General features: G+C 66.1%; 21 protein-coding genes. 13 read left to right on the forward strand and 8 right to left on the reverse strand.

Annotated elements, in window-relative coordinates; all coding sequences use genetic code 11:
- Positions 1–29: 29 nt before the first annotated feature.
- Positions 30–746: a TetR/AcrR family transcriptional regulator gene (locus tag ACIBW7_RS11590; RefSeq protein WP_397046201.1), complete on the forward strand. Its 717-nt coding sequence runs from the start codon at positions 30–32 to the stop codon at positions 744–746.
- Between the two features lie 172 nt (positions 747–918).
- On the opposite strand, the gene ACIBW7_RS11595 is transcribed toward ACIBW7_RS11590, so the two are convergent.
- Positions 919–2,157, reverse strand: coding sequence for a serine hydrolase domain-containing protein (locus tag ACIBW7_RS11595; RefSeq protein WP_397046202.1), 1,239 nt, complete (start codon positions 2,155–2,157; stop codon positions 919–921).
- Between the two features lie 156 nt (positions 2,158–2,313).
- Between ACIBW7_RS11595 and ACIBW7_RS11600 the strand changes: the two genes are divergently transcribed.
- Positions 2,314–2,904, forward strand: a complete 591-nt coding sequence (locus tag ACIBW7_RS11600) for a short chain dehydrogenase (protein ID WP_397046203.1) — start codon at positions 2,314–2,316, stop codon at positions 2,902–2,904.
- Between the two features lie 27 nt (positions 2,905–2,931).
- Here the strand turns inward: ACIBW7_RS11600 and ACIBW7_RS11605 are convergent, their stop codons facing one another.
- Genes ACIBW7_RS11605 through ACIBW7_RS11615 form a run of 3 tightly spaced genes read right to left on the reverse strand, consistent with a single transcriptional unit; the run spans position 2,932 to position 9,542 of the window.
- Positions 2,932–5,502, reverse strand: coding sequence for a polynucleotide kinase-phosphatase (locus tag ACIBW7_RS11605; RefSeq protein ID WP_397046204.1), 2,571 nt, complete (start codon positions 5,500–5,502; stop codon positions 2,932–2,934).
- Positions 5,502–7,019, reverse strand: a complete 1,518-nt coding sequence (locus ACIBW7_RS11610; RefSeq protein ID WP_397046205.1) for a 3' terminal RNA ribose 2'-O-methyltransferase Hen1 — start codon at positions 7,017–7,019, stop codon at positions 5,502–5,504. Before ACIBW7_RS11610 ends, ACIBW7_RS11605 begins: the two co-directional genes overlap by 1 nt.
- A gap of 54 nt (positions 7,020–7,073) precedes the next feature.
- Positions 7,074–9,542, reverse strand: a complete 2,469-nt coding sequence (locus ACIBW7_RS11615; RefSeq protein ID WP_397046206.1) for a phosphoketolase — start codon at positions 9,540–9,542, stop codon at positions 7,074–7,076.
- A 293-nt stretch (positions 9,543–9,835) separates the two neighbouring features.
- Here ACIBW7_RS11615 and ACIBW7_RS11620 point away from each other — a divergent pair, with 293 nt between their 5' ends.
- The 6 genes from ACIBW7_RS11620 (at position 9,836) to ACIBW7_RS11645 (ending at position 15,972) form a co-directional block, all read left to right on the forward strand.
- Positions 9,836–10,426, forward strand: coding sequence for an FKBP-type peptidyl-prolyl cis-trans isomerase (locus ACIBW7_RS11620; protein WP_357473902.1), 591 nt, complete (start codon positions 9,836–9,838; stop codon positions 10,424–10,426).
- A gap of 168 nt (positions 10,427–10,594) precedes the next feature.
- Positions 10,595–11,968, forward strand: a complete 1,374-nt coding sequence (gene tig, locus ACIBW7_RS11625; protein ID WP_397046207.1) for a trigger factor — start codon at positions 10,595–10,597, stop codon at positions 11,966–11,968.
- Positions 11,969–12,305: 337 nt separating this feature from the next.
- Positions 12,306–12,914 carry an ATP-dependent Clp protease proteolytic subunit gene (locus ACIBW7_RS11630; protein WP_397046549.1) on the forward strand — a complete coding sequence of 203 codons (609 nt, stop codon included), beginning with the start codon at positions 12,306–12,308 and terminating at the stop codon, positions 12,912–12,914.
- Between the two features lie 47 nt (positions 12,915–12,961).
- Complete coding sequence (locus tag ACIBW7_RS11635; protein WP_063044696.1) at positions 12,962–13,630, forward strand: ATP-dependent Clp protease proteolytic subunit; 669 nt, start codon at positions 12,962–12,964, stop codon at positions 13,628–13,630.
- Positions 13,631–14,058: 428 nt separating this feature from the next.
- Positions 14,059–15,339, forward strand: coding sequence for an ATP-dependent Clp protease ATP-binding subunit ClpX (clpX, locus tag ACIBW7_RS11640; protein WP_063044679.1), 1,281 nt, complete (start codon positions 14,059–14,061; stop codon positions 15,337–15,339).
- A gap of 276 nt (positions 15,340–15,615) precedes the next feature.
- A complete protein-coding gene (locus tag ACIBW7_RS11645; protein WP_397046208.1) occupies positions 15,616–15,972 on the forward strand; it encodes an STAS domain-containing protein in 357 nt (118 codons plus the stop codon).
- Between the two features lie 60 nt (positions 15,973–16,032).
- Here ACIBW7_RS11645 and ACIBW7_RS11650 read toward each other — a convergent pair whose 3' ends face one another.
- Positions 16,033–16,410 carry a nuclear transport factor 2 family protein gene (locus ACIBW7_RS11650; protein WP_397046209.1) on the reverse strand — a complete coding sequence of 126 codons (378 nt, stop codon included), beginning with the start codon at positions 16,408–16,410 and terminating at the stop codon, positions 16,033–16,035.
- Between the two features lie 662 nt (positions 16,411–17,072).
- On the opposite strand from ACIBW7_RS11650, the gene mihF reads away from it, so the two are divergent.
- Entirely contained in the window at positions 17,073–17,387 is a 315-nt protein-coding gene (gene mihF, locus ACIBW7_RS11655) for an integration host factor, actinobacterial type (RefSeq protein WP_040687687.1), read from the forward strand.
- A gap of 52 nt (positions 17,388–17,439) precedes the next feature.
- Positions 17,440–17,850: an NUDIX domain-containing protein gene (locus tag ACIBW7_RS11660; RefSeq protein ID WP_397046210.1), complete on the forward strand. Its 411-nt coding sequence runs from the start codon at positions 17,440–17,442 to the stop codon at positions 17,848–17,850.
- Between the two features lie 65 nt (positions 17,851–17,915).
- On the opposite strand, the gene ACIBW7_RS11665 is transcribed toward ACIBW7_RS11660, so the two are convergent.
- The 3 genes from ACIBW7_RS11665 to ACIBW7_RS11675 form a co-directional block, all read right to left on the reverse strand.
- A complete protein-coding gene (locus ACIBW7_RS11665; RefSeq protein WP_397046211.1) occupies positions 17,916–18,449 on the reverse strand; it encodes a hypothetical protein in 534 nt (177 codons plus the stop codon).
- A 68-nt stretch (positions 18,450–18,517) separates the two neighbouring features.
- On the reverse strand, positions 18,518–19,351 hold the full coding sequence (gene fdhD / locus ACIBW7_RS11670) for a formate dehydrogenase accessory sulfurtransferase FdhD (RefSeq protein WP_397046212.1): 834 nt from the start codon (positions 19,349–19,351) through the stop codon (positions 18,518–18,520).
- Entirely contained in the window at positions 19,348–21,657 is a 2,310-nt protein-coding gene (locus ACIBW7_RS11675) for an FdhF/YdeP family oxidoreductase (RefSeq protein WP_397046213.1), read from the reverse strand. Before ACIBW7_RS11675 ends, fdhD begins: the two co-directional genes overlap by 4 nt.
- Positions 21,658–22,306: 649 nt before the next feature.
- Between ACIBW7_RS11675 and ACIBW7_RS11680 the strand changes: the two genes are divergently transcribed.
- From ACIBW7_RS11680 to ACIBW7_RS11690, 3 genes are read left to right on the forward strand one after another with little or no spacing between them, the layout of a single operon-like run.
- The gene (locus ACIBW7_RS11680) at positions 22,307–23,005 is read left to right on the forward strand and encodes a hypothetical protein (protein ID WP_397046214.1); all 699 of its coding nucleotides are present in this window, start codon (positions 22,307–22,309) and stop codon (positions 23,003–23,005) included.
- Positions 23,002–23,838 carry a hypothetical protein gene (locus tag ACIBW7_RS11685; RefSeq protein WP_397046215.1) on the forward strand — a complete coding sequence of 279 codons (837 nt, stop codon included), beginning with the start codon at positions 23,002–23,004 and terminating at the stop codon, positions 23,836–23,838. The genes ACIBW7_RS11680 and ACIBW7_RS11685 overlap by 4 nt, the downstream gene beginning before the upstream one ends.
- Complete coding sequence (locus ACIBW7_RS11690) at positions 23,835–25,976, forward strand: protein kinase (RefSeq protein WP_397046216.1); 2,142 nt, start codon at positions 23,835–23,837, stop codon at positions 25,974–25,976. Before ACIBW7_RS11685 ends, ACIBW7_RS11690 begins: the two co-directional genes overlap by 4 nt.
- Positions 25,977–26,008 lie beyond the last annotated feature (32 nt).

Here is a 26,008-nt window from a genome sequence, read left to right on the forward strand (position 1 = left end):
TTTTCTCACACCGCTGTAGAGTTGCCACCGTGGGCACTGCGACGCCGAGCCGGCGGGAGTTACGACGCTCCGAGACGACAGCGGAGATCAAGCAGGTCGGGCTCCGGTTGATGGCCGAGGGCGGACCGGGCGCCATCACGCTCCGGGCGATCGCGCGCGAAATGGGCATGACCGCGAACGCCGTCTACAGCTACTTCCCGACCCGCGATGACCTGATCACCGCGCTGATCAACGATGTGTACTCCGAACTCGCCGATGCGGTCGAGGCGGCCCGCGATGCCCGTCCCGCAACCGATGCCTCCGGCCGAATCCTCGCGTGGGCTTGCGCGTTTCGTGATTGGGCCTTGGCGAACCCGGCCGGGTTCCGCCTCATCTACGGCGATCCGGTGCCCAACTACGAGCCGCCCGAGGGCGGCGCGGCCCCGGACGCGGAACACCGAGTGTGCGCCGGCCTGACCGGTTTGGCCGCAGGTGCGTGGCCGCACGCCGAAAACTTGCACGCGGACAACGGTTTCGAGTGGTCGGACTTCGAGCCGAAACTCGTCGAGGAGGTCAAGGCGGAGTTCCCCGGCCTACCGCCCGCCGCGGTCGCGATCGCCCTGCGCATCTGGGGCCACCTGCACGGCCTGGTCTCCCTGGAAATCCTCGGCCACCTGCGATCGCAGACGACCGATCCGGAAAAGCTGTACCGCAACGAGATTCGCCATCTCATCCGTTCGCTGGGCCTGCAGCCGCCCGAGCGCTGAGTCCGGTTGCGGACGCCGCGGCCACCGTTTCGGCGGTCTTCCTGATCGGCGTCGCACTGCCAGGCGGGCATGCGGACTGGAATCTTCGGCCGACCGTTGCGTACTGCGCTGTCGGGATGACCGTGGCAATTCGCGAGGTGTGGGCAGGCGGCTTCGAGCCGATGGTGCCCTATCAGCTGGCGGCGCGGGTGCCGTCCAGTGTGTCGGCAGCCGGATCGCCGATGGCCGCGCGGGCGGCGCGTTCGGTGAGGGCGGCGAGGAAGGGGAGGCGGGCGTCGCCGAGGGACATGGCGTGGTTGCCGAGGTGGTTGGTGACGAAGCCGATGCCGAGGCCGAGGCCGGGATTGGCAATACCGCCGGAGCCGCCGATGCCGAAGTGGCCGAGGGCCTGGCGGGTGAGACGGGTACCGACGATGGCGCGGTGGTAGCCGAGTGCGAAATGCGGTGGGGCGCCGAGGACATAGTCGTAGCGGCTGTTCGGCGGCATTTCCGCGATGCGGCGCGTGGTTTCGGGACGCAGCAGGCGGCGGTGGCCGACCAAGCCGTCGTTGCCGATTGCACCGTACATCTTGGCGATGGCACGGGCGGTGAAAACGCCGTTCCACCCGGGCATCATCGCATCGTAGGGGCGCATGCCGAGGGTCATATCGGCCCAACCGTCGTAGACCGCGCTGCGAGCGGAGTTCATCACCTTCACCGAGGCGAAGGGTGCGATGAGCGTGTCGAACGGGACCCTGGCGATGCCGAGACGGGGCGAGAGCCGAGCCAGCCGCTGCCGCTGGTTGTCGGGTACACCGAACCAGAAATCGTTGTCGCCCAGTGGCTCTCGAAGTTCACTGCGGACGAGGTCGGTGAAGTCGCGGCCGGTTGCGCGCTGTGCGATCTCCGCGACCAGCGTGCCGAAGGTCAGGCCATGGTATCCGGAAGCCCGCAGCCGCAATGGATCCGGCGCGGATGCGGCCATCGCCGCCGCCACGGCATCGTGGTCGAGCAGATCGTCCGAATCGGCGACCAGATCGCGGGTGCGCTGCAATCCGGCGCGGTGATTCAGTACCTCGCGAATCGTGATGCCGCCCTTGCCCTGCGCGGCGAATTCCGGCCAGTAATCCGCCACCGGCGCGTCCAACTCGAGCACGCCGCGCTCGATCAGCCGATGCGCGACCGTCGCGGTGACGCCCTTACCGGTCGAATAGGACAGTGCCATGGAGTCGCCCCGCCACCGCCGGTCGCTATCCGCCCACCCTGCCCAGATATCGAGCACCGGCTCTCCGTGGAGGTACACCGCCAGCGCGCCGCCGCCCTGGCTCTTACGCCGGAACATCGCAAAGAACTTGGCCGCGACGGCGGTGAATCGGTCGTCGACCAGCATGTGGCCGGGCACGCCCGCGCCATCGGTGCTCGCAGCCGGCATGGTCAGACTCCTTTGTCTGTCAGATAACGCCACACGGGCTGCTGCTAACAGTTGCAAGCAGCCTGCTAACTTACTGTAACCAGCGTTTCTGGATAGATGCAATGGTGCGTACCGGTGGCCGGAATAGCGCGCGATCCGACGAGGTTGGGCTGACCCGTGAAGATTGTTGTGATCGGTGCTACCGGAACCATCGGCTCGGCCCTCGTCGACGCACTCGAGGCGAAGCCGGAGCATCAGGTCGTTCGCGCTTCGCGGCGCGGACCGGTCCAGGTCGATTTGGCCGATCCCGGGTCGATCGCCGCGTTGTTCGATGCGGTGGACCACATCGACGCGGTCGTCGCCGTAGCCGCCAGCGGTCAACTCGCAGAACTCGCCGACTCGACCGACAACGGGTACTTTCTCGGTCTGGAAGGCAAATTCCTAGGCCAAATTCACCTGGTTCGACACGCCGTCCGGCACCTCAATGACGCCGGATCCATCACGCTCACCAATGGCATCTCGACCTTCTCCGAGCCGGGTCTGTCCTTCGCGGCCGCGGTCAATGCGGGTCTCGGCGGCTTCGTGCCCGCGGCGGCGCTCGAGCTGCCGCGCGGAATCCGTTTGAATTCGGTGAGTCCGGGCTGGATTTCGGAGACCCTGACCGCACTGGGGCGTGACGGTTCCGCGGGCACTCCGGTCGCCGAGGTGGTCCGGGCCTATGTGGAGCTCATCGAAGGATCCGCCCACGGCCGGGTGGTCGAGCCATGACCAGGTACCGGCCGCGGGCGTGATCTTTCACAGGCGTGGGTCGACCGGCTCCGATTCGAGGGCGAGGACCGCGAACACCGCTTCGTGCACGCGCCACAGCGGTTCGCCTGCGACTAAACGGTCCAGCGCTTCCAGGCCCAGTGCGTACTCGCGCAGCGCCATCGAGCGCTTGCGGCCCAGACCGCGGGTGCGCAACCTGCGTAGGTTGTCGTCGCGCAGGTATTCCGGGCCGTAGATGATCCGGAGGTATTCGGGGCCGCGGCATTTCACGCCCGGCTGGACCAGGTGGTCGCCTTCGCTACGGACCATCGCGTCGTACGGCTTCACCACCATGCCCTCGCCGCCCGCGGTGGTCAGCTCGGTCCACCAGCTGGTGGCGGCGGCTTCGCTGTCCGGATCGGTCAGATCGACGATCTTTCGGCCGGTCGGGGTGAACAGGTCGGCGTCGGCGGCGACCAGCCGGTCGACAGTCGTCAGATGCCAATCATGGTCGCGCACCGCATAATTGGTCCCGGCACCGGCCAGGATCTGGAACGGCGCGATCCGTAGACCGGCCAGGCCGTCCACCGGCCAGCAGTAGCGGCCGTAGGCGGTGGTGAAGGCCGCCGCGTCGGTCTTGCGTGCGGCGGTGCGTTCCGCGAGATCGGTGACGTCCAGGCCGCGGGCGGCGACGGCAGTCAGCAGATCGGTCGCGGTGCCGAGTGCGGCACGGGCGGCCGCACCGACGGCGGCGTACTGATTGCGCAGCAGGCCAACGGCTTTGGCCGACCATGGCATCAGCTCGGCATCGAGCAGCAGCCATTCGGTGTTCAATTCCTCGAACAGGCACGCAGTTTCGGCCGCGGCTCGCACCCGGGCGAGCAGTTCCTCGGTCTGCGCGGCGTCGTCGAAGAACGGACGCCCGGTGCGGGTGTAGAGCGCACCGGTACTGCCGTCGTCGACGCCGAACCGATCGGCCGCGGCCTGCGCCGAGCGCGTCACGAGGACGATTGCGCGCGAGCCCATGTGTTTCTCCTCGCACACCACGCGTCGCACACCCTCGGACCGGTAGTAGTCGAAGGCCTCGGCGGGATGTTCGAGGTGGCCGTCCAGTTGGGTGGTCGCACACGGCGCCATGGTCGGCGGCAGGTACACCAGCCAGCGCGGATCGATGGCGAAGCGGCTCATCACTTCCAATGCGGCCCCGGCGTTTTCCTCCCGCACGCCGACGCGGCCGTGCTGCCGGGTCTCCACCACTCGGCGGCCCAGCACATCGTCCAGATCGAGCACGCCGGGATCGCGGTGCATTACCCCGCCGGGCGTCGCCATGGTGGTGGCCTGCAGCGGACGCACCGGCTCGTACCAAACCCGTTCGGCCGGAACCGAAACCGGCACGCGCTCCGGATAGCGCAGGGCTGAGAGCGTGCCGCCGAAGACGACACCGGTGTCCAGGCAGAGTGTGTTGTTCACCCAGCGCAGATCGGTCACCGGCGTGTGGCCGTACAGCACGGTGGCGCGGCCGCGATAATCCTCGGCCCACGGATAACGCACCGGCAGACCGTATTCGTCTGTCTCCCCGGTGGATTCACCGTACATCGCGAAGGCGCGCACCCGGCCCGACGCACGCCCGTGGTACTCCTCCTTCAGCCCGGCGTGCGCGACTACGAGACGGCCGCCGTCGAGCACGTAGTGGCTGATCAGCCCGCGGCAGAAGTCCAGCGCCGCCTTGCGGAAATCCTCGTCTTCGGTCTCCAACTGAGCCAGCGATTCCGCGAGGCCGTGCGCGATACGCACCTTCTTGCCGTCGAGTGCGCGCACCAGCTTGTTCTCGTGATTTCCGGTGACGCACAACGCCGTTCCCGCGCGCACCATCCCCATGACGAGTCGGAGTACACCCGGGGTATCCGGTCCGCGATCGACCAGATCGCCGACGAATACCGCGGTGCGCCCGGCCGGGTGACTCGCGCCGACAGCCCGGCCCGCGTCGTCCCGGGTCAGGTCGTAGCCGAGTTCGCCGAGCAGCGTCTCCAATTCGGCGCGGCAGCCGTGCACGTCGCCGATCACATCGAAGGGTCCGGTGAGTTCACGCTTATCGTTCCAGGCCTTTTCGTCGACAAGGGTCGCCGACTCGATCTCCTCGACGCCGCGCAGTATGTAGACCTTCCGGAAGCCCTCGCGTTCCAGACCGCGCAGGCCTCGGCGCAGTTCGCGCTGCTGCCGGGACACCACGTGCCTGGCCAGGTGCGCCCGGTCGGGGCGTTGCGTATTGCGCTCGAAGCACACGTCATCGGGCACGTCGAGCACGATCGCCACCGGCAGCACGTCGTGCGCTCGCGCCACCGCGATCAGTTCCTGACGCGCCTTGGGCTGCACATTGGTGGCGTCGATAACGGTGCGCAGGCCGCGCCGGAGCCGGATGCCGGCGATGTGGTGCAGCAGTGCGAAAGCGTCCGGCGTCGACGACTGATCATTCTCGTCATCGCTGACGATGCCGCGACAGGCATCCGAGGAGACGATCGCGGTATGCCGAAAGTGCTTGCGCGCGAACGTCGATTTGCCGGATCCGGTACTACCGATCAGCACGACGAGGGACAGCTCCGGGACGGACAGCTCGGTCATCACGCGGCTCCTTTCGTACTGCGGTCGGCTGTGGCCTTGGTGAACAGCGCCAGTTGCGTGGGTGGGCCGAATTCGGGATGTTCGACACCGACGGGTACGAAGCGCACCGCGTAGTCATACTGTTCGGCCACGCGAGAGGCCCAATCCGCGAATTCCGCACGGGTCCATTCGAAGCGGTGATCGGAGTGCCGAAACTTGCCGGCGGGCAGCGTTTCGTACACCACATTGTGCTCGGCATTCGGCGTCGTCACCACCACGGAACCCGGTGCGGCCGAAGCGAATACCGAGTATTCGAGCGCACCCAACCGCGGCTCGTCGATATGCTCGACGACCTCCATCAGCACGGCAGCGTCGTATCCACGCAACCGCGCATCGGTATACGTCAACGCACCCTGCAACAATGTCAAACGCTGCGCCACCCGCTCCGGCATCCGATCCAGCCGCAACCGCCGCTCGGTGATGTTCAAGGCGCGCATCGATACGTCGACACCGACAATTTCGGTAAAAGCCTGGTCCGCCAGTAATTCTCGCAACAATGCCCCTTCCCCGCAGCCGAGATCGAGCACCCGATGCGCCCCGACCTCCCGCAGCGCGGCCAAGGCCGCGGCCCGCCGCATGACCGCCAGCGACGGTGCCCGCTCCCGGCCATCGGCCACCGGCACGGCCTGCGTCGGCGCGGGGGTTGTCTCGGCGCGCTCGGTAGCTGCGGTGTCCTCCGCCTCGTCGACCCCCTCCTCGACCGCATCGAGCTCCTCGGCCTCCACATCGTCCACCTCGGCCAGCCGAGCCAGCGCGGTCCGCACCAATGATTGACGTCGCGCCAGGTAGCGCCGCGTGATCCAGCCCCGTTCCGGATGCTCGGCCAGCCACCCGGCCCCTGCGCGGATGAGTTTGTCGACCTCGTCGGCGGCCAACCAGTAGTGCTTGGCCCCGTCGAGCACCGGCAGCAGGACATACAGGTGCGCGAGGGCGTCGGCAAGGCGGATGGTTCCGGCGAGTTCCAGTCGCACGTAATGCGAATCGCCCCACTCCGGGAAGGCCGGATCGAGGGGGAGTGGTTCGGCGATCACGGTCCAGCCGAGCGGCGCGAAAACCCGCTCGGCTGCCTGCGGTCCGCCCTTGCACGGCACCGCCGGCAACACGATTCGCAAGGGGAGTGCCGTCTGCGCCAACTCAGGCCGCTGATCGCAACGTCCGTGCAGTGCCGTGCGGAATACCGCGCCGAGTGCCACCGACAGCAGCGACGACGCGGCATACGGCCGATCGTTGACATACTGCCCGAGACTGAAATCCGGTGTGCTGCGCGATCGCCCGCGCACCAACCGAATCGGATCCACCTCCAACAGCAGCGCCGCCGTACACCGCGCCGCGGTCGCCTCCGGGTACACCACATGCGCGGTGCCATAGGACTGCTCGAACGCCTGCACCCGGTCCGGGTTCTTGTGCAGCAAGAAGCCCAGATCGGTCGCGGGCCAGGCCGCGTCCTCCGGCGGTGTGCAGGTGATCGTCAACAACATCTTGCGATCGTCGCCGAGCCGCACAACGCACGCAAGGAAGTTTCGCGGGGCTTATCAGAGACTGAGGTTCGGCCAGGTCCAGTCGGCGACCGCCGGAATGTCCTCGCCGTGTTCGCGAGTCCAGGCGCGGGCATTCCACCGGGCGTCGACCATCTCCTGTCGCAGCCCCGCCGCCTTCTCCCGCAAGGTCGGAACCCGGTCGATCACATCCATAACCAGGTGGTACCGGTCCAGGTCGTTGAGCATCACCATATCGAAAGGTGTTGTTGTGGTGCCCTTTTCCTTGTAGCCGCGCACGTGCAGCTCGCTGTGGTTGGTGCGCTGGTAGGTGAGCCGGTGGATCAGCCACGGGTACCCGTGGAATGCGAAGATCACCGGACGGTCCCGGGTGAACAGCGTGTCGAACTCGCTGTCGGACAGACCATGTGGATGTTCGTCCGATGGTTGCAGTCGCATCAGGTCGACCACATTCACCACTCGCATACGCAGTTCCGGTAGACGTGCCCGCAGGATCGCCGCTGCCGCAAGCGTTTCCAGCGTCGGTACGTCCCCGGCGCAGGCGAGTACGACATCGGGCGTGGTGCCCGGATCGTCGTTCTGTCCGGCCCAGCCCCAAATTCCGGCACCGCGCGCGCAGTGCACCGCGGCATCGGAAACCGAAAGCCAGTCCGCCTGCGGCTGTTTCCCGGCGACCACCACATTGACGTAGTGCCGTGAACGCAGACAATGATCGTAGGTCGACAGCAGCGTATTCGCGTCCGGTGGCAGATACACCCGCACGACCGATGGCTTCTTGTTCAGCACCACATCGAGGAATCCGGGATCCTGATGGGTGAAGCCGTTGTGGTCCTGTCGCCAAACATGTGATGACAGAAGGTAATTCAGGCTCGCAATCGGTCGCCGCCACGGCACCGCCGCACTCGCGTCCAGCCATTTGGCGTGCTGATTGAACATCGCGTCGACGATGTGGATGAAGGCTTCGTAGCAGGTGAACACCCCGTGCCTGCCGGTCAGCAGATACCCCTCGAGCAGCCCCTGGCACATATGCTCGGACAGCACCTCGATCACCCGTCCGGTGCGGTCGAGATCCACATCGAATTCGCCGATTTCGGCCTGCCAGTTACGACCGGTGACCTGCAGAATGTCCTGCAGCCGATTGCTCGCCAATTCGTCGGGGGCGAAGGTCAGGAAGTTGTCCGCATTGCGTGCGGTGACATCGCGCAGCCAGGTGCCGAGCACCCGGGTCGCCTCGTGCTGTGTCGCGCCCGGCTCGCGCACTTCGACGCCATAGGATCGCCAATCGGGCAGCCGCAGATTCCGAACGAGCATGCCCCCGTTGGCAATTGGATTCGCGCTCAGCCGCCGATCGCCATCGGGCACCAGTTCGCGCAGCGTCGGCACCGGCCTGCCCGACTCATCGAAGAGCTGTTCGGGCTGATAGGAGCGCAACCACTGTTCGAGCACCGCTCGATGCCCGTCATCGGTACGTGCGGCCGCCAGCGGCACCTGATGCGCCCGGAAGGTGCCCTCGACCGGATCGCCGTCGACCACCGGTGGGCAGGTCCACCCCTTCGGCGTGCGCAGCACGATCATCGGCCAGCTCGGGCGCGCCCCATCGGTCCCCGCGCGTGCGGACCGCCGCATCTCCGCGATGCGATCCAGGGCGGTGTCCACGGCAATGGCCATCTGCTGGTGCACGGCCGCGGGATCGCTGCCCGCGACGACGATCGGCTCGTAGCCGTATCCGCGCATCAGCGTCAGCAATTCGGATTCCGGAATGCGCGCGAGGATGGTCGGATTGGCGATCTTGTACTGATTCAACGCGAGAATCGGGAGCACCGCACCGTCGCGCACCGGGTTGAGGAATTTATTGGCGTGCCAGCTGGTGGCCAGCGGCCCGGTCTCCGCCTCACCGTCGCCTACCACGCAGAACACCGTCAGATCCGGATTGTCCAGCGCCGCCCCGAACGCGTGCAGCAGCGAATAGCCCAGCTCTCCGCCCTCGTGGAAGGAACCCGGCGTCTCCGGCGCACAGTGACTCGGCACGCCACCGGGGAAGGAGAATTGCGCGAACAGCGCACCCATCCCGTCGGCGTCTTGCGGAATATGGCTGTATAGCTCGGAATACGTGCCCTCGAGCCAGGCGCAGGCGTTCGGCCCCGGCCCGCCGTGCCCGGGTCCGGCGACGAAGACCGCGTTCAGATCGCGCTGCCGGATCGCACGATTGGCATGCACCCAAACCAGATTCAGGCCCGGGACGGTCCCGAAATGTCCGAGCAGCCGCGGTTTGATGTGCTCGGGCTCCAGCGGTTCACGCAGCAGCGGATTGCTCATGAGATAGATCTGGCCCACCGCGAGATAGTTCGCGGCGCGCCACCACGCGTCGAGCACTTCCAGTTCCGCGCGCTCGAGCGGGCCGGGGACCTCCGCGAGCCGATACGCGCGCGGCGCGATGGTCGCACCGCCACTGGCTTCGACATTGTCGGCCGAGGTATCGCCCCCCAGACTGGCCATCTGCGTCATACGCCGACTCTCCTCACACTCGGGCATCGGAAGCGGCACCTGTCGGGACCGCTGTCGGGTCTGCACGGTTGCCGATAGCAATCGACAACGCCGGTTGGAGAATTCATCGTCAGCCTACCCACCGATCGCACCCGTAAATCGGTCTTCACGATCTCGCGGCCACGGTCGGTCCGTCTGGTGCCGGATGTCACCGCGCTGGGGCCATCGGTCCCTATTCGACCGCACGACGGTCGCCGGGGCCCGAACACAGGGTGGCTGGGATGAGCGCGGCGCGGTGTATTACGGTCCGCCGCATGCAAACACTGCGCAGGATCATCGGTATCGGCACCATCGCCGCCGCGACATTCGCGCTGGCCGCCTGTGGCTCGGACGATGACAAGGGCTCGTCCGCCACCACGTCTGCCGCCACGTCATCGGCCGCCGCGGCATCGGCGCAGCCCACCTTCGGTCAGCTGCCCGCGCAGAACACCGGCGCCGAATGCACTGCCGACGACATCGTGGTGGTCGGCGGCTTCGGCGCGACGCCGAAGATCACCATCCCGGACACCTGCACCCCGCCGACCCAGCTCCTCGTCAAGGATCTCGTGCCGGGCAGCGGTCCCGGTGCGGTCGCCGGTCAGCCGCTCACCATGAACTACACGCTGATCACCTGGTCGGATAAGAAGAAGCTGGACAGCTCGTTCGACCGCGGCAAGCCCTTCCAGCTGACGCTCGGTGCCGGACAGGTCATTCCGGGTTGGGAGCAGGGTCTGGTCGGCGTGCAGGCGGGTGCGCGGCGGCTGCTGATCATCCCACCGAACCTCGGGTACGGCGCGGGCGGCAACGGCATCAAGCCCAACGAAACGCTGGTCTTCGTCACCGACGCGGTCGCCGTCGGCAAGTAATCGCGACGCGCGGTCCGCGGCGGTGGTGCTGCCTGCAGCCCGCCGCGACGGGTCAACTAACCTGGTCGCGATACGCACGTTGAGCCGTGCGGCGATTTCGCTCGTGATTACCCCCAGCAAGTCGGCCACAAGCAAGTCGACCAGAACCAACGAACAAGGAGCATGTCCGTGAAGAGCACCGTCGAGCAGCTGAGCCCGACCCGGGTCCGGATCAACGTCGAGGTGCCTTTCGAGGAGCTGAAGCCGGACTTCGACAAGGCCTACAAGGCGCTGGCCAACCAGGTCCGCATCCCCGGCTTCCGTCCGGGCAAGGCCCCGGCCAAGCTCATCGAGGCCCGCCTGGGCCGCGGCGCGATCCTCGAGCAGGTCGTCAACGACGCGCTGCCCGGCCGCTACAGCGAGGCCGTCACCACCTCCGAGGTCAAGGTCATCGGCCAGCCCGAGATCGAGATCACCAAGATCGAGGACGGCCAGGAGCTGGCGTTCACGGCCGAGGTCGACGTGCGCCCGGAGATCGTCCTGCCCGCCTACGACGGCATCGAGGTGACCGTCGACTCGTTCACCATCGGTGACGAGGACATCGAGGAGCAGCTGCAGTCGCTGCGCCAGCGCTTCGGCACCCTGACCGGTGTCGAGCGTGCGGTCCAGGACGGCGACTTCGTCTCCATCGATCTGTCGGCCACCGTCGACGGCGAGGACGTGCCGGAGGCGGCCACCACCGGCCTGTCCCACGAGGTCGGCTCCGGCCAGCTGATCGAGGGCCTGGACGAGGCGCTCAGCGGGCTTTCGGTCGACGAGTCCAAGGAGTTCACCTCGACCCTGGTCGCCGGTGAGCACGCGGGCAAGGAGGCGGTCATCACCGTCACCGTGCGCTCGGTCAAGGAGCGCGAGCTGCCCGAGGCCGATGACGACTTCGCCCAGCTGGCCAGCGAATTCGACACCCTCGACGAGCTGAAGGAAGACCTGCGCAACCGGGTCGAGCGCGTCAAGAAGGTCGAGCAGGCCGGTCAGATCCGCGACAAGGTGCTCGAGACCCTGCTCGAGCAGGTCGAGGTGCCGCTGCCGGAGGCGGTCGTGCAGGCCGAGATCGACGCCGTGGTGCACGATGCCGTGCACGGCTTCGACCACGACGAGACCAAGCTCGCCGAGGCGCTCGAGGCCCAGGGGTCCAGCCGCGAGGAATTCGACAAGGACACCAAGGAGTCCGCCGAGAAGTCGGTGAAGACCCAGCTGCTGCTGGATGCCATCGCCGAGGCGGACAACACCCAGGTCGGCCAGGAAGAGCTCACCGAGCGGATCCTGTTCCAGGCGCAGCGCTACGGCCTCTCGCCCGAGCAGTTCATCCAGCAGGTGCAGCAGGCGGGCCAGCTCGGCGCGGTCTTCGCGGACGTGCGTCGCGGTAAGGCGCTGGCCGGTGTGGTCGGCAAGGTGAAGGTCACCGACTCCGACGGCAACGCCGTGGACACCGCCGAAATGTTCGGTGCCCCTGAGGGTTCCGAGCCGGAGGGCACCGAAGAGACCACCGCCGCGAGCGCCGAATAATTCCATGGAGGAGCAGCGTGATCTGGACTCGTGTGGTTTGGTGATTGCGCTGTGAGCGAGCGTAGCGAGTGAACTGGGAACACAGTGCGCTCTCGCGCATAGTGCAATCGAGCGTCAGCGAGATTGCGCCGTGAAGGAGCGTAGCGAGTGAACCGAGAACACAGTGCGCTCTCGCGCATAGTGCAATCGAGCGTCAGCGAGATTGCGCTGTGAGCGAAGACGGGCGGTACCGGGAGTTCGGTGCCGCCCGGCTTCGTTAATGTTTGTGACAAGCGAACCAGAGATGGCTGTTCGGTATCAGCAACGAGCCGGTAAGAGAAGGCAGGTATCCGTGACAATGAACAAGGCAGGGGTCGTCATGACATCCGCGACTGCTGGTCTGAACCTCAGTGATTCGGTGTACGAGCGCCTGCTGCGTGAGCGCATCATCTTCCTCGGCACCCAGGTCGACGACGACATCGCCAACAAACTGTGCGCGCAGATCCTGCTGCTCTCGGCGGAGGACCCCACCCGCGACATCTCGCTCTACATCAACTCGCCCGGTGGTTCGGTGACCGCGGGTATGGCCATCTACGACACCATGCAGTTCGCCGAGTGCGATATCGCCACCTTCGGCATGGGTCTGGCCGCGTCGATGGGGCAGTTCCTGCTCACCGCGGGCACCAAGGGCAAGCGCAGCGCGCTGCCGCACGCGCGGATCATGATGCACCAGCCCTCGGCGGGCATCGGCGGTTCCGCGGCCGATATCGCGATCATGGCCGAGCAGTTCGCGCACACCAAGCGCGAGCTCAACGAGCTGCAGGCGCTGCACACCGGCAAGTCGATCGAGCAGGTCACCGTCGACGCCGACCGTGACCGCTGGTTCACCGCGAAGCAGGCCCTCGAGTACGGCTTCATCGACCGCGTGATCACCCACGCGGCGCAGGCGAACGGCGCGGGTAACTAGCAGCTGTCGAGCTGCCCCGTTCCCTCTCAACGACTTTGGAGACGAAGATGGCCAATCTGTTCGATCCGCGCGCCGGCCTCGGCGGCACCGCACCGGCGAGCCCGCAGTCGCGCTACATCCTGCCTTCGTTCATCGAGCACTCGAGCTTCGGTGTCAAGGAGTCCAACCCGTACAACAAGCTGTTCGAGGAGCGCATCATCTTCCTCGGCGTGCAGGTCGACGACGCCTCGGCCAACGACATCATGGCGCAGTTGCTGGTGCTGGAGTCGCTCGATCCCGATCGCGACATCACCATGTACATCAACTCGCCCGGTGGTTCGTTCACCTCGCTGATGGCGATCTACGACACCATGCAGTACGTGCGTGCCGATGTGGCCACCGTCTGCCTGGGTCAGGCCGCTTCCGCCGCGGCCGTGCTGCTCGCCGCCGGTACCCCCGGCAAGCGCGCCTGCCTGCCCAACGCCCGCGTGCTGATCCATCAGCCGTCGCTGGAGGGTGGCATCCAGGGGCAGGTTTCGGACCTGGAGATCCAGGCCGCCGAGATCGAGCGCATGCGTCGCCTGATGGAGACCACGCTGGCGCGCCACACCGGTAAGGATGCGGACACCATCCGCAAGGACACCGACCGCGACAAGATCCTGACGGCCGAGGATGCCAAGGAATACGGGATCATCGACACGGTCTTCGATTACCGCAAGCTCAGCGCCCAGAAGTAGGGCGGACGCGCCGCGCGCGGCGCGCCGATCGCTCGTAAGTTGCTCTATGTCAGGAAAATCCGGCCGGGCCGCATGCCGCTCGGCATGTGCCCCGGCCGGACTGCTTCAGGGAAGCCGACCGGCCGGAAGGGTGTCGGGCGGAAGGGTTTCCGAAGCGGGCGGCCAGGAGTGTCGGATGGCCGTCGATCGGGGTGAACGTGTTCCATAGTGGTAAGAACTCGGACGACCCCCGTGAGAAACATGCTCGAGTTGTCGACCTCCGTCGCACACACCGGGTACGGTCGACCTAGGGACCTTTGCTCCCGGTTGACGGCAGTGCTCGAACCGTCGGAATCGCTCGAGGTGTTCGTGATTACACCCGAGGGTGGCGGATTGCTGGCAACCTGGATAGACGGTTGCACGCGGACAAGGAAGTAGGGACCCACGAGATGGCGCGCATCGGAGATGGCGGCGATCTGCTGAAGTGCTCGTTCTGCGGAAAGAGCCAGAAGCAGGTCAAGAAGCTCATTGCGGGACCAGGGGTGTACATCTGCGACGAGTGCATCGATCTATGCAACGAGATCATCGAGGAAGAGCTGGCCGAGTCCAGCGAGGTCAAACTCGATGAGCTGCCCAAGCCCGCCGAGATCCGGGACTTCCTGGAGAACTACGTGATCGGGCAGGACACCGCCAAGCGCACCCTCGCGGTGGCCGTCTACAACCACTACAAGCGCATCCAGGCGGGCGACAAGGGTCGCGACAGCCGTGGCGAGACCGTCGAGCTGGCCAAGTCCAATATCCTCATGCTCGGTCCCACCGGCTGCGGTAAGACCTACCTGGCGCAGACGCTGGCAAAGATGCTCAACGTGCCGTTCGCCATCGCCGACGCGACGGCGCTGACCGAGGCCGGATATGTCGGTGAGGATGTGGAGAACATCCTGCTGAAGCTGATCCAGGCCGCGGACTACGACGTCAAGCGAGCCGAGACCGGGATCATCTACATCGATGAGGTCGACAAGATCGCCCGCAAGAGCGAGAACCCGTCGATCACCCGCGATGTCTCCGGTGAGGGTGTGCAGCAGGCGCTGCTGAAGATCCTGGAGGGTACGCAGGCGAGTGTGCCGCCGCAGGGCGGGCGTAAGCATCCGCACCAGGAATTCATCCAGATCGACACCACCAACGTGCTTTTCATCGTTGCGGGTGCGTTCGCGGGGCTGGAGAAGATCATCTCCGATCGCACCGGACACCGCGGCATCGGCTTCGGTGCCGAGGTGCGGTCCAAGGCGGAGATCGATACCGATGACCACTTCGCCGAGGTGATGCCGGAGGATCTGATCAAATTCGGTCTGATCCCCGAATTCATCGGTCGGCTCCCGGTCGTCGCCTCGGTGACGAACCTGGACAAGGATTCGTTGGTCAAGATCCTCTCCGAGCCGAAGAACGCACTGGTGAAGCAGTACGTGCGGCTGTTCGAGATGGACGGCGTGGACCTGGAGTTCACCGATGACGCGCTGGAGGCGATCGCCGATCAGGCGATCCTGCGCGGCACCGGCGCCCGCGGCCTGCGCGCCATCATGGAGGAGGTCCTGCAGCTGGCGATGTTCGATATCCCCAGCCGCGACGACGTCGCCAAGGTGGTCGTGAACGCCGACACCGTCAACGACAATGTGCTGCCGACCATCGTGCCGCGCAAGGCGCAGCGCGCCGAGCGTCGGGAGAAGTCGGCGTAGCACCGCAGTACGCATACGTCACGAGTGGGCCGGAGAATTCTCCGGCCCACTCGATGTGTATCGGCCCGCCGGTTTGGGTACTCGTTGGTCACGGTTGAGCAACCAGCCCAGTCCTGGTCCTTGGATGATCGGGGCGAAAAGGTCCCGCCGACAAAGGTTTCTGCCCGGCGGATGCGACGGACCGAGGTCCTCATGTCGACAGTTCTAGTTTCCTCAGATCAACGTATCGCTGCCGTGGACGGATCCGGACCGAAGCGGTCCGCCGATCGTCTGTGCGTGGTCGTATCGCCGCCAGTGGATTCGGTGACCTTGTGTGCCGTCGGCGGCGAAATGGACTACCTGACGGCCGACGCCTTTCGGCAGTCCCTGCTAGAGGCACTGCCGACGGCGGGCGCGGTGGTGGTTATCGACCTATCGCGGGTGACGTTCTTCGGCGTCGCCGGGCTGCGGGTGTTGATGGAGGCCCGATCCTGGTTCGGCCACAGCGGCCGTCGACTCCAGTTGATCACGGGCCCGCGCTGCGTGGATCGGCTACTCGAGGTCGCGGGTCATGCCGCGGTCTTCGATGTCATCCCGAGCCTCGCCGCGGTCGCGCGGCCGAAATCGCTGGAGTTGGCTCGCGCGAGCGCCTGATAATCGAAAACGCGGGTGCGGCAGTCGGATTCGGCTGCCGCACCCGCGGTCTGGGTGGACTCAGGACGCTTCGTTGCGCATATCGTCCTGGCTCCAGTAGGCGCGCATCGCAACAATCTTGCCCTCGTCGTCGAAGTCCATCGCATCGATGGGCGAGAGGGTGAAGCGCTGATCGCCGAACTTGGTAACGAGCGTGAACATGAAGGCGGCGTGGTTGCCTGCGATGCGAACCGAATCCGCGTGCAGCTCGGTTTCCCGATCGAGGTTTCCGAGTACCTCGTAGAACTCGCGAATGGCGTCATGGCCGCGCTTGGGTTCGGTGCCGATCGGATCCTCCACCACCGCATCGGGTGCGTAGAGGTCGACGATCGCCTCGGTCGGGCCGGAACCGACCAACTTCACATACTGCTCGATCACATCGCGGATCTTGGCTGCCATGGAAACCTCTCACGAATTGAAACGTGTTCTAATTCGGAGCGTAGCAGTGTCCGGTGATCGCGTGACATGGAATCCCGTTGGCCGGGGCAGACGTACTGGCGCAGATGCCCCCCGCGCCAGTACTCGTCGAACGGTATTGCGCACCGAACGGGCCGATCCTCGCCCCTCGGCTATCTTGTTGGCGCGCTAGTGCTTCTGGATACGGTGACGACCGCTTGTCACATCACTGTGCCGCCCGATCGCGCCCGGACTCGGAATCGCCATTGACTCCCTGGTTCGCCATTGAACCTTCTGTCCCGCACTTGTGCGTCTGCTTTTTGTGTCGCCATGAACCCTCCATGTGTTACCGCCCCCCGCAGCTTTTCCGGGCTCGAACGGCGGGTTCGGCCGAGTGAGAAGCCGTCGCTGCGGCCACCGTCGCCCTGGTTGACGCCATCGAGAGGGATGGCCTGGAGTCGCGACAGGTTCATGGCAGGATTCCTTTTGTCCTTTTCGCCTGGTCCGGGTGGGTCTCCAGCCCGGTGGGGCGGGGGTGTTTCAGAAAACTTGTCGCTATTTCTCGCTGTTCGAACCCGGTGTGTCGAGCTTGTGTGGTGCTCGTCGTGCTGTTTACTCGGTCCGGTCAACCAGATGTTCGAGTGACGAGTGAAAGCGGAGGAGACATGGCACTGCCTACCATGACCGCGGAACAGCGCACTGAGGCGTTGGCCAAGGCGGCTGCGGTCCGCAAGGCGCGCTCCGAACTTATCGGCAAGGTGAAGGCCGGCAAGGTTTCGGTCGCCGACCTGTTGAAGAAGGCGGACAGCGATGACCTGGTCAAGAAGACCAAGGTCGCTGCCGTGATCAAGGCGCTGCCCGGTGTCGGACCGGTCAAGGCGGCCAAGCTGATGGACCAGGCGGAGATTCCTGAGGACCGCCGCATCGGTGGACTCGGCGCCCGCCAGCGTGCGGCGTTGCTCGAAGCGCTGAAGGACTGACAAGTCGTCCGTAGCGATTGCTTGCGGGTCGCTCGAAAGGGTAAACCGGATCATGATCGGGGAACGAACGCTCACGTCGGTGGCGTGGCTGTGCGTCGAGAACGGCCGCTTACTCGCGGTCCGGACCGAGGGACGCGACGCCTTCTATCTGCCGGGCGGCAAGCCCGAATCCGGAGAAACCCTGGCGGGAGCGCTCGTTCGGGAGGTTCGCGAGGAAGTCGGCGTCGAATTGGAGGCGCACCGGATCACGCCCGTGGTGACGATTACTGCCCCCGCCCACGGGCGTCCCGGGACGCTGGTCGAGATGCACTGCTTCCGCGCACCCGGTCACGGCACGCCGGCCCCGGCGGCGGAGATCGCCGAGATGGCGTGGCTCGGACCGGAGGACGGACACCTGTGTGCGCCGGCCGTGGTGCAGGCCCTCGACCATTTGACCGAGGTCGGAGGATGGCACGCGTCCTGAACGCGCCCACTTCGCACGGAGAACGCCCCACAGCATGCGCTGTGGGGCGTTACTGTTTCGGCGGTCTAGCGGTTCGTACGGCGGCGGGGTCGTTGGAAGGTCAGCGGGGCGGGATCGCGCAGCTGCGGCCCGCGCGGGGTGACCAGGATCAGGGCCAGTCCGAGCGCGACGATCAGCGCCGCACCGATGACGCTGAGGGTGAAGCTGGCCCCGGCCATATCGGCGGGTTTGTGGAAGGCGTGATAGATCAGGTGCGGGAGGCCGAAGACGAGCCAGCCGAGGCCCGCGACCTGGGCGAGTGCGCTGCCGCCGAGGAATAGCGCGGCCAGTGTCACCGCGGTCAGCGCCAGGAAGAACGAGCCGACATCGGAGGCCAGATGGTGGTTGTACGGGCCGTCCGCGGAGATCCACTGCATGCCGAAGCCCGGAAAGCTGGTGTACCAGGAGTGCGGCGCGAGGACCGCCCACAGTCCGACGACCGCGCCCTGAAATGCCAATACCCCCAACATAATTCGCACCGCCAGCCAGCGATTGCGCTGCTGTTGGAACCGCATCCGCACCCGTAGTCCGCCGGATTTGCCATCTACCGTGATCCGCATCGGTCTCTCCGTTCATTGCCGAACCAGGGATCTGGTGCTGCAACCGTAAGTCGGACCTCGGGTCTCGATCAATAGGCGGCGACCTCGTCGGTGATGGTCAGCCGGTCCGAGCGGGAGTAGATGTTCATGGTGTCCCCGCGCAGGAAGCCGACCAGGGTGAGGCCGGATTCGGCGGCCAGATCGACGGCCAACGAACTGGGGGCCGAGACGGCGCCGAGCATCGGGATGCCCGCCATCACAGCCTTCTGGACCAGTTCGAAGGAGGCCCGTCCGCTGACGATGAGTACGAGATCGTTTGCAGGGATACGGTTTTCGAGCACGGCCCAGCCGAGCACCTTGTCGACGGCGTTGTGCCTGCCGATATCCTCGCGCACGGCGAGTGCGGTGCCGTCGGCGGTGAACAACCCCGCTGCGTGCAGACCGCCGGTGGCATCGAAAACCGTTTGGCGGGTGCGCAATTGGTCCGGCATGGCGGCGAGGGTTCCGGTATCGACGGTGATAGAGGTGGTCGGCAGCGGGAATCTGGTCCGGGTGCGGACCTCCTCGAGTGCGGTTTTGCCGCAGAGGCCGCATGCGCCGGTGGTGAGGAAGTTGCGGCCGTGCACCGGGATCGGGGTGCGCAGGTGGACATCGAGGACGTTGTAGGTGTTCTGCCCGTTCTCATCGGTGCCCGCGCAGTAACGGGCGCTTACCACATCCTCGGCAGTTCGAATGATGCCTTCGCCCAAGAGGAATCCGTGCACCAGCTCGATATCGCTGCCCGGGGTGCGCATGGTGACGGTGAGTGATTGGCCGTCGAGGCGCAGCTCCAACGGTTCCTCTACCGCGACGGAGTCCGGGCGTTCGATCACGCCGTTGGGTGAGATGCGGCGCGTCTTGCGGCGCGCGGTCACTCTACTCACGATGGCTGCCCCACATGGACGTGCGGCTCCACCCGGATGGTCACGGCCTTGGACACCGGTGTATTCGACCGTGCCGCAACGTGATCCAGCGGAACCAGCGGGTTGGTCTCAGGATAGTAGGCGGCGGCATTGCCGCGCGGGGTCGAGTATTCGACGATGCGGAACCCGGTCACCTTGCGCTCGGTGCCGTCGGTCCATTCGGAGACCAGATCCACCAGATCACCATCCACGAAACCGAATTCGGTGATGTCGTCGATATTCATCAGGATCACCTTGCGGCCACCGTGCACACCGCGATATCGGTCGTCCAGGCCGTAGATGGTGGTGTTGTACTGGTCGTGGCTGCGCAGGGTCTGCAGGATCAACCGGCCCTCGGGCACCGGCACCCAGGTCAATTCGTTCACCGCGAAATTGGCTTTGCCGGTGGCGGTGCGGAATTCGCGGGAGTCGCGCGGTGGATGCGGCAGTACGAAGCCGTTGCGATCGCGCACCCGCTTGTTGTAGTCGTCGCAACCGGGCACGACACGGGCGATCGCATCGCGGATCTTGTCGTAGTCCTGCTGATACTGCGCCCATGGCACCGGGTGGTCGACGCCGAACAGCGTGTGCGCGAGTTCGCAGACGATGGCGACCTCGCTGCGCAATTGCTCGCTCACCGGCTTCAGCCGACCGGTGGACAGATGCACCATCGACATCGAATCCTCGACCGAAACTTGCTGTTTCGCGCCATTCTGCAGGTCGAGATCGGTGCGGCCGAGGGTGGGCAGGACGAGTGCGGTCGTGCCGTGCACAACGTGGCTGCGGTTGAGTTTGGTGGAGACTTGCACGGTCAGCGCGCAACTGCGCAGCGCCGCCTCGGTCACCCCGGTATCCGGGGTGGCGGACACGAAATTGCCACCCATGCCGAAGAACACCTTCGCCGCACCCGCGCGCATGGCCCGGATGGCATCGACGGTGTCGTAGCCGTGTTTGCGCGGGCTGGTGATGCCGAATTCGCGGTCGAGTGCGTCGAGGAAGTCCTCGGGCATCTTCTCCCAGATGCCCATAGTGCGGTCGCCCTGCACGTTGGAGTGGCCGCGTACCGGACAGACGCCCGCGCCGGGCTTGCCGATCATGCCGCGCAGCAAAAGCAGATTGGTCGCCTCCTCGATGGTGGCGACGGCGTGTTTCTGCTGGGTCAGGCCCATCGCCCAGCAGATGATGATGTTCTTCGATTCGGCCAAAAGTGCTGCGGTGCGGTGCAAATCGTCGTCGGTGAGTCCGGTTGCCGCCCGCACCGTGCCGAGATCGACTGTGCGCACATTCTTTTCGTATTCGGCGAAGCCCGCGCAGTGCGCATCGACGAACTCGCGGTCGACCACCGTGCCCGGTGCGCGGTCCTCGGCCTCGAACAGCAGTTTGCCCAGGCCCTGGAACAGCGCCATATCGCCGCCGAGCCGGATCTGCAGGAAGTCGTCGGCAATGGCGACGCCGCTGGTGAAACCCTTGACCGTCTGCGGGTCGCGGAAGCCGAGCAGTCCGGTCTCCGGCAGCGGGTTGACCGCGATGACCTTGGCGCCGTTGGCCTTCGCGTCCGCCAGCGCGCTGAGCATCCGCGGATGATTGGTGCCCGGATTCTGGCCCGCGACGATGATCAGATCGGCCTTGCCGAAGTCGTCGATCGAGACCGAACCCTTGCCGATCCCGATGGAACTGGTCAGCGCGGCACCGGAGGATTCGTGGCACATATTCGAACAGTCCGGCAGATTGTTCGTGCCGAAGCTGCGGACCAGCAATTGGTAGAGGAATGCGGTCTCGTTGGCGGTGCGGCCGGAAGTGTAGAACAGGGCCTCGTCGGGGGAGCTCAGCGCGCGCAGGTGCTCGACTATGAGCTGGTAGGCGTCGTCCCACTCGATGGGCGTGTAATGGGTCGCGCCGGGGCGTAGCACCATCGGATGGGTGAGGCGGCCCTGTTGGCCGAGCCAGTATCCGGATTTGCTCGCCAGTTCCTCGATCGAATGCCGAGCGAAGAATTCGGGGGTGACGGTGCGTAGCGTCGCCTCCTCGGCGACGGCTTTGGCGCCGTTCTCACAGAACTCGGCCGGGCGGCGATGCCCGGTCGGCTCCGGCCAGGCACAGCCTGGGCAGTCGAAGCCGTGCACCTGGTTGAGGCGGGCCAACGTGCGCGTGGTGCGGAGCACCCCCATCTCCTCGACCCCGCGTTTGAGCGCGACAGCCACGGCCGTCACGCCCGCGGCCTGCTCCTTCGGCTGGGTGACGGTCAATGCGGACTCGTCGATGTCCTGTGTCGGCCCGTTGCGGTGCATGCCCGATATTGTCCTCTCCCCACGAAGTTTGTCGCGGACCCACCCTTTGTCCTGATCCCGGGTGCTCGCGTCGCGGTTGTCGGCTCCTGCCATGGGGGGTACCACGCGGTTCGGATCGTATGCACTCGTGGCCGGTTCGGCAGGGTTCGCGCCCGGCCGTGTACAGCGGTGACGCTACCTGGTAGCCAGCGGTTTTCGCCTGGTTCGGGCTCCGCGAGAAGGCTCCGCGTCGGCGGGTGCGGGCTTACCATTGCTACTGATCAAATCGCTGATCTGAGGCATGGGCGATGGGGACGCTGGCGGCAATTCCGACGCGTGCCGGCGGGGAGCGTCGGCACGCGGCGTCCCGGCGCGCGAAATTCGGTGTTCGGTGGGGGAGCCTCTGTTCTGCCGCACTGTTGGTCGCATTGGCACTGGTCGGGTTCGGGGGGGGGGGGGGGTATCGGCCTTCGGTATTCCAGTATCGGAAGAGCCGACTTCGCCGATGGTTTCGCCATCGCCTACGCCCGGGCACCACGGGTCGGGGACGCGGGATGGGTCCGCGGCACAGTCCACCACGGCGGTGCCGAATGACAATTCCGACGGTGGCGGAACTCGCGACGGTACCGGGACGCGCGACGGGACGGGGACGCAAACGACGACCAGTCGGGTGCCGACCGATCCGTGCACCGGACGCTCGTCGGATGGGTGCCCGGGACCGACTTCCAATCCCGAGCAACCGCGGCCGCCGGACATTGTGCTGCCGCCGATCACCGTCACCTTCCCGCCGCCACAGCAGCCGATCACGCCGAATCCGCAGCAGCCGATCACGCCGGACCCGCCTGCGGATTCGTCCACTACGGTGCCGCCGCAGCAGCAGATACCGGAGAATCCACGGCCGCCGAGATCTCCGTCGAATAGGCAGTCCGAGGTGGTTGTGCCGACCGTCGGGCCTGCGCCGATGCCAACGACTGTGGCGCCGGCGGCGCCGATTGTGCCGCAACCCGCCACGCTCGAGCTCACCCCCACGGCCATCGGGCTCGGTGGCGATGTCACCGCGGCCGGAGCGGGGTGCGATCCGCAGTCGCAGGTCAGCTTGCTGGTCGGGGAGACACCGGTGGGTAATACCGTCGCGGGGGCCGACGGCGGGTTCCGGGCGCCGCTGGCGCTGACGTCGATCGAAGTCGGGCGATACGAGGTGACGGCGCGCTGCGGTCGCACGCTCACCGCGCCGCTGGATGTGGTGCTGGTCAGCCGGGTCAGCTCCGCCACTTCGACATTGACGGTGATTCTGTTCTTCTTGTTGATCGGTGCCTGGTTCTACGGGCATCGGCTCGTCTCGCACCTACCCGCGCGGAGGGAACCATGATGCGAGCCCGCGTCTCGGCGGCGACGCGAATTATCCTGCTGCCCAGTGTGTTCGCCCTCGTGCTCGCCGGGTTGTTCGCGGCGCCGGTCGCGGCCAAGCCGCAGGGCGTCGACCTGTCGGCGACCATCGACGATCGCGATATCGCCGAGACCTCCGCCACCGAACCGCTACGGCTGCAACCGAACAGCACCATCCGGGTGGCTATCGCGTTGACCAACAACAGCGATGGGGCGTTGCATATCCGGCGGGTCGATCTGGCCGGGCATGTGCTCGGGCTGACGTTCTTCTCGTACTCGACCGCCGTCGAATTGACCATCGCACCGGGAAGATCCGAGGCGCTGAAGTATCGCCTCGATCTGACCGGACTCGAGGGGCAGGCGACTGGCCTGATCGTCGCGGATTTGGCGGTGATCGGCGACGACGGCGCACCGATCGCCTCGATACCGCTGGACACCGATGTGCGCGGCTCGTTGTATTCGGTATACGGGCTGTTCGGGATCGCGCTGGCGGTGCTGACCGCGCTCGCCATTGCCGATGCGGCGCTGGCGATTGCCCGGCACCGGCTGTCCACCAACCGGTGGCAGCGCGGGTTGCGGTTGCTCGCGCCGGGTATCGGCATCGGATTGATATTCGGATTCACCGCATCGGTGTTGCGGTGGTGGGTTCCGGACACCGGATTGTGGCTCGCGGTTGCCGGTGTCGCGGCTTCGGTCGGTTTCCTGCTCGGATACTGTTCGCCGACACCGGAAGTCGAGGATCTCGCGCCGAGCGAGGAGTCCGGCGAAACCGCCGATGTGGAAACCGTGCGCTTCCCGGATGGGGCGACATCTTGATATCTGATACCGGCCGGTTGCGGGCCGTGCTGCCCGCGTATGACATCGGTGCGCAGGTCGGCAGGGGCGGATGCGGTGTGGTGCTCGCTGGTACGCATCGTCGGTTGGGTCGACCGGTTGCCATCAAGCAGATTCCACCGCAGTTCGCGCACGACGAGCATGTGCGGCGCCGGTTCGTCGCCGAGGCGCGCTTGCTTGCGGCCATCGATCATCCACATGTGGTGCGGGTTTTCGACTATATCGAGGCCGATGAGCTGTGCCTGTTGGTTATGGAGTATCTGCCCGGTGGGACGGTTGGCAGTCGGTTCGCGACCGATGGATTCGACGCGGCTACCGCGGTCGCGGTCGGGCTGGCCTGTGCCGCGGGGCTGGAAGCGGCACACCGCCACAAGATCCTGCACCGCGACGTCAAGCCGTCGAATCTCATGTTCGGTACCGGCGGTGCGATAAAGCTGACCGATTTCGGGATCGCCAAGATCGTCGGTGGCGATGAGACATTGGTGACCAGAACCGGTGAGATCGTCGGGACCCCGTCCTATATCGCACCGGAACAGGCACGCGGACAGCCACTTTCGCCAGCCACCGACGTCTACGCGTTGGCGACCATGCTGTATCAGCTGCTGTCCGGGGTGCTGCCGTTTCCGCCGAATGAAGACCATCTGGCAACGCTTTTCGCACACGCCTTCGGTCACCCCATACCACTCGTCGAGGTTGCACCAGGCGTGCCGGAGCCGATCGCCGATGTGGTGATGCGCGGCCTCGCAACCGATCCCGCCGATCGCTTCGACACCGCCGAACTCTTCGGGATCGCTCTCGCGGAACTCGCCGCCTTGTGCTGGGGTGGCGATTGGCTTACGCCCGTGGGCATTCCGGTCATCGGTGCGGACACCATTGTCGCCGCCGCAACCGGGAGCAGTCGCGCCGCCCGGCGATCCGGTGTTCAGACGCCGCGAGCGCAAGGCGGGTTCGGGCAGGCCGCTGTCACACAGCGGACAGGCGCGGCTCCCGCGAGCTTCGGACCCCGCACGCCGGTTCCCGCCGACCCCACCCTGCCTTCGACCGGCGCCTCATCGCCACGCACCGCGCAGCCCGCTGCGGTGCCACCGGCTTCGTCGGCTCCGACCGAAATCTCGCTGACGCCGCTGCCAGATGGTTCGGATTCGGCTCCCGGAGATGTGCCACCAGGACCACCTTCGTATGGAGCTGGTCCGGCGTCGCAGGAGTATGGCAAGTCGGCGCGAGGGCCGTCGTTCGGGAGTCCGGCGGCTAGTGGGATCGGGCAATCTGGGCCGACGTCATTCCGGCCGCCGATGGCTCGGGTGCGTCCGGTGCATGGGTTGCAGGACAACGGTGTTCGGTTGGCTGATGTCGATCGTCGGGATCTGGTGCCGATCCGCGATGTCGTCAGCTTTGCCTCGCCTTGGCCGTTGTTCTTGGTGGGCGCGTTGCTTGCGGTGGCTGCTTGTGCGGTTGCGGTGATCGGGGTGGGTGCGCCGACCGCCGGAGGGGATCTAGTGCATGGCACTGTCACCATCGCCGGTGTCGATGCGACGGGGCCGAATCCGATCGAAGTCGATCTGTCGGAGCCGGTTCCATTGCAAGTCACCGGAATCGATGTCGACTCCGCTGTGCTCACAGTGGAAGTATTCGGCGTGCGGTTGGGTGGGGATCCGGTGCCGCTGCAGCCCGGTGGCGTGGCCGACCTGCCCGATCCGGTCAACTCACATGTGCTGGCCGGAAACCTCGACGGCGAGCTCACGCTCCTACGCAGTGGAACCGAAATCGCCACGCAGCGGATCGAATTCCGCACTACCCAGAGTCCGACACGCACCGCCGCGGCGGCCGTAATCGTTGTCTTCTTCCTGTTCGCCGTGGCCTACCTGGAGTCCAACACCCGGACGTTACGCCGCGGCCACGGCGGCCTCGCCAACATCATCGGCCTGTCCGTGAGTTCGGCCATCCTGTCCGCCGCAGTTGCCGGTGGCGCCTGGATTCTCCGCGACACCCCGCCCACCAGCACCACCCTCGCCGTCGCCGCTGTACTCGCCGCCGGTGCCGGGGTCGCCGCCGCACTGGGTGCACGACGAATCGGGAAGCGCCACCACTTCCTTCGCCGCGCACGACGCGATAACCGTTGAGGGCGGCCCTGGAACGCAACTGCTTTTCCGCG

Origin of the sequence: Nocardia sp. NPDC049526 (genome assembly GCF_044465765.1) — a bacterium.
GTDB lineage: Bacteria > Actinomycetota > Actinomycetes > Mycobacteriales > Mycobacteriaceae > Nocardia.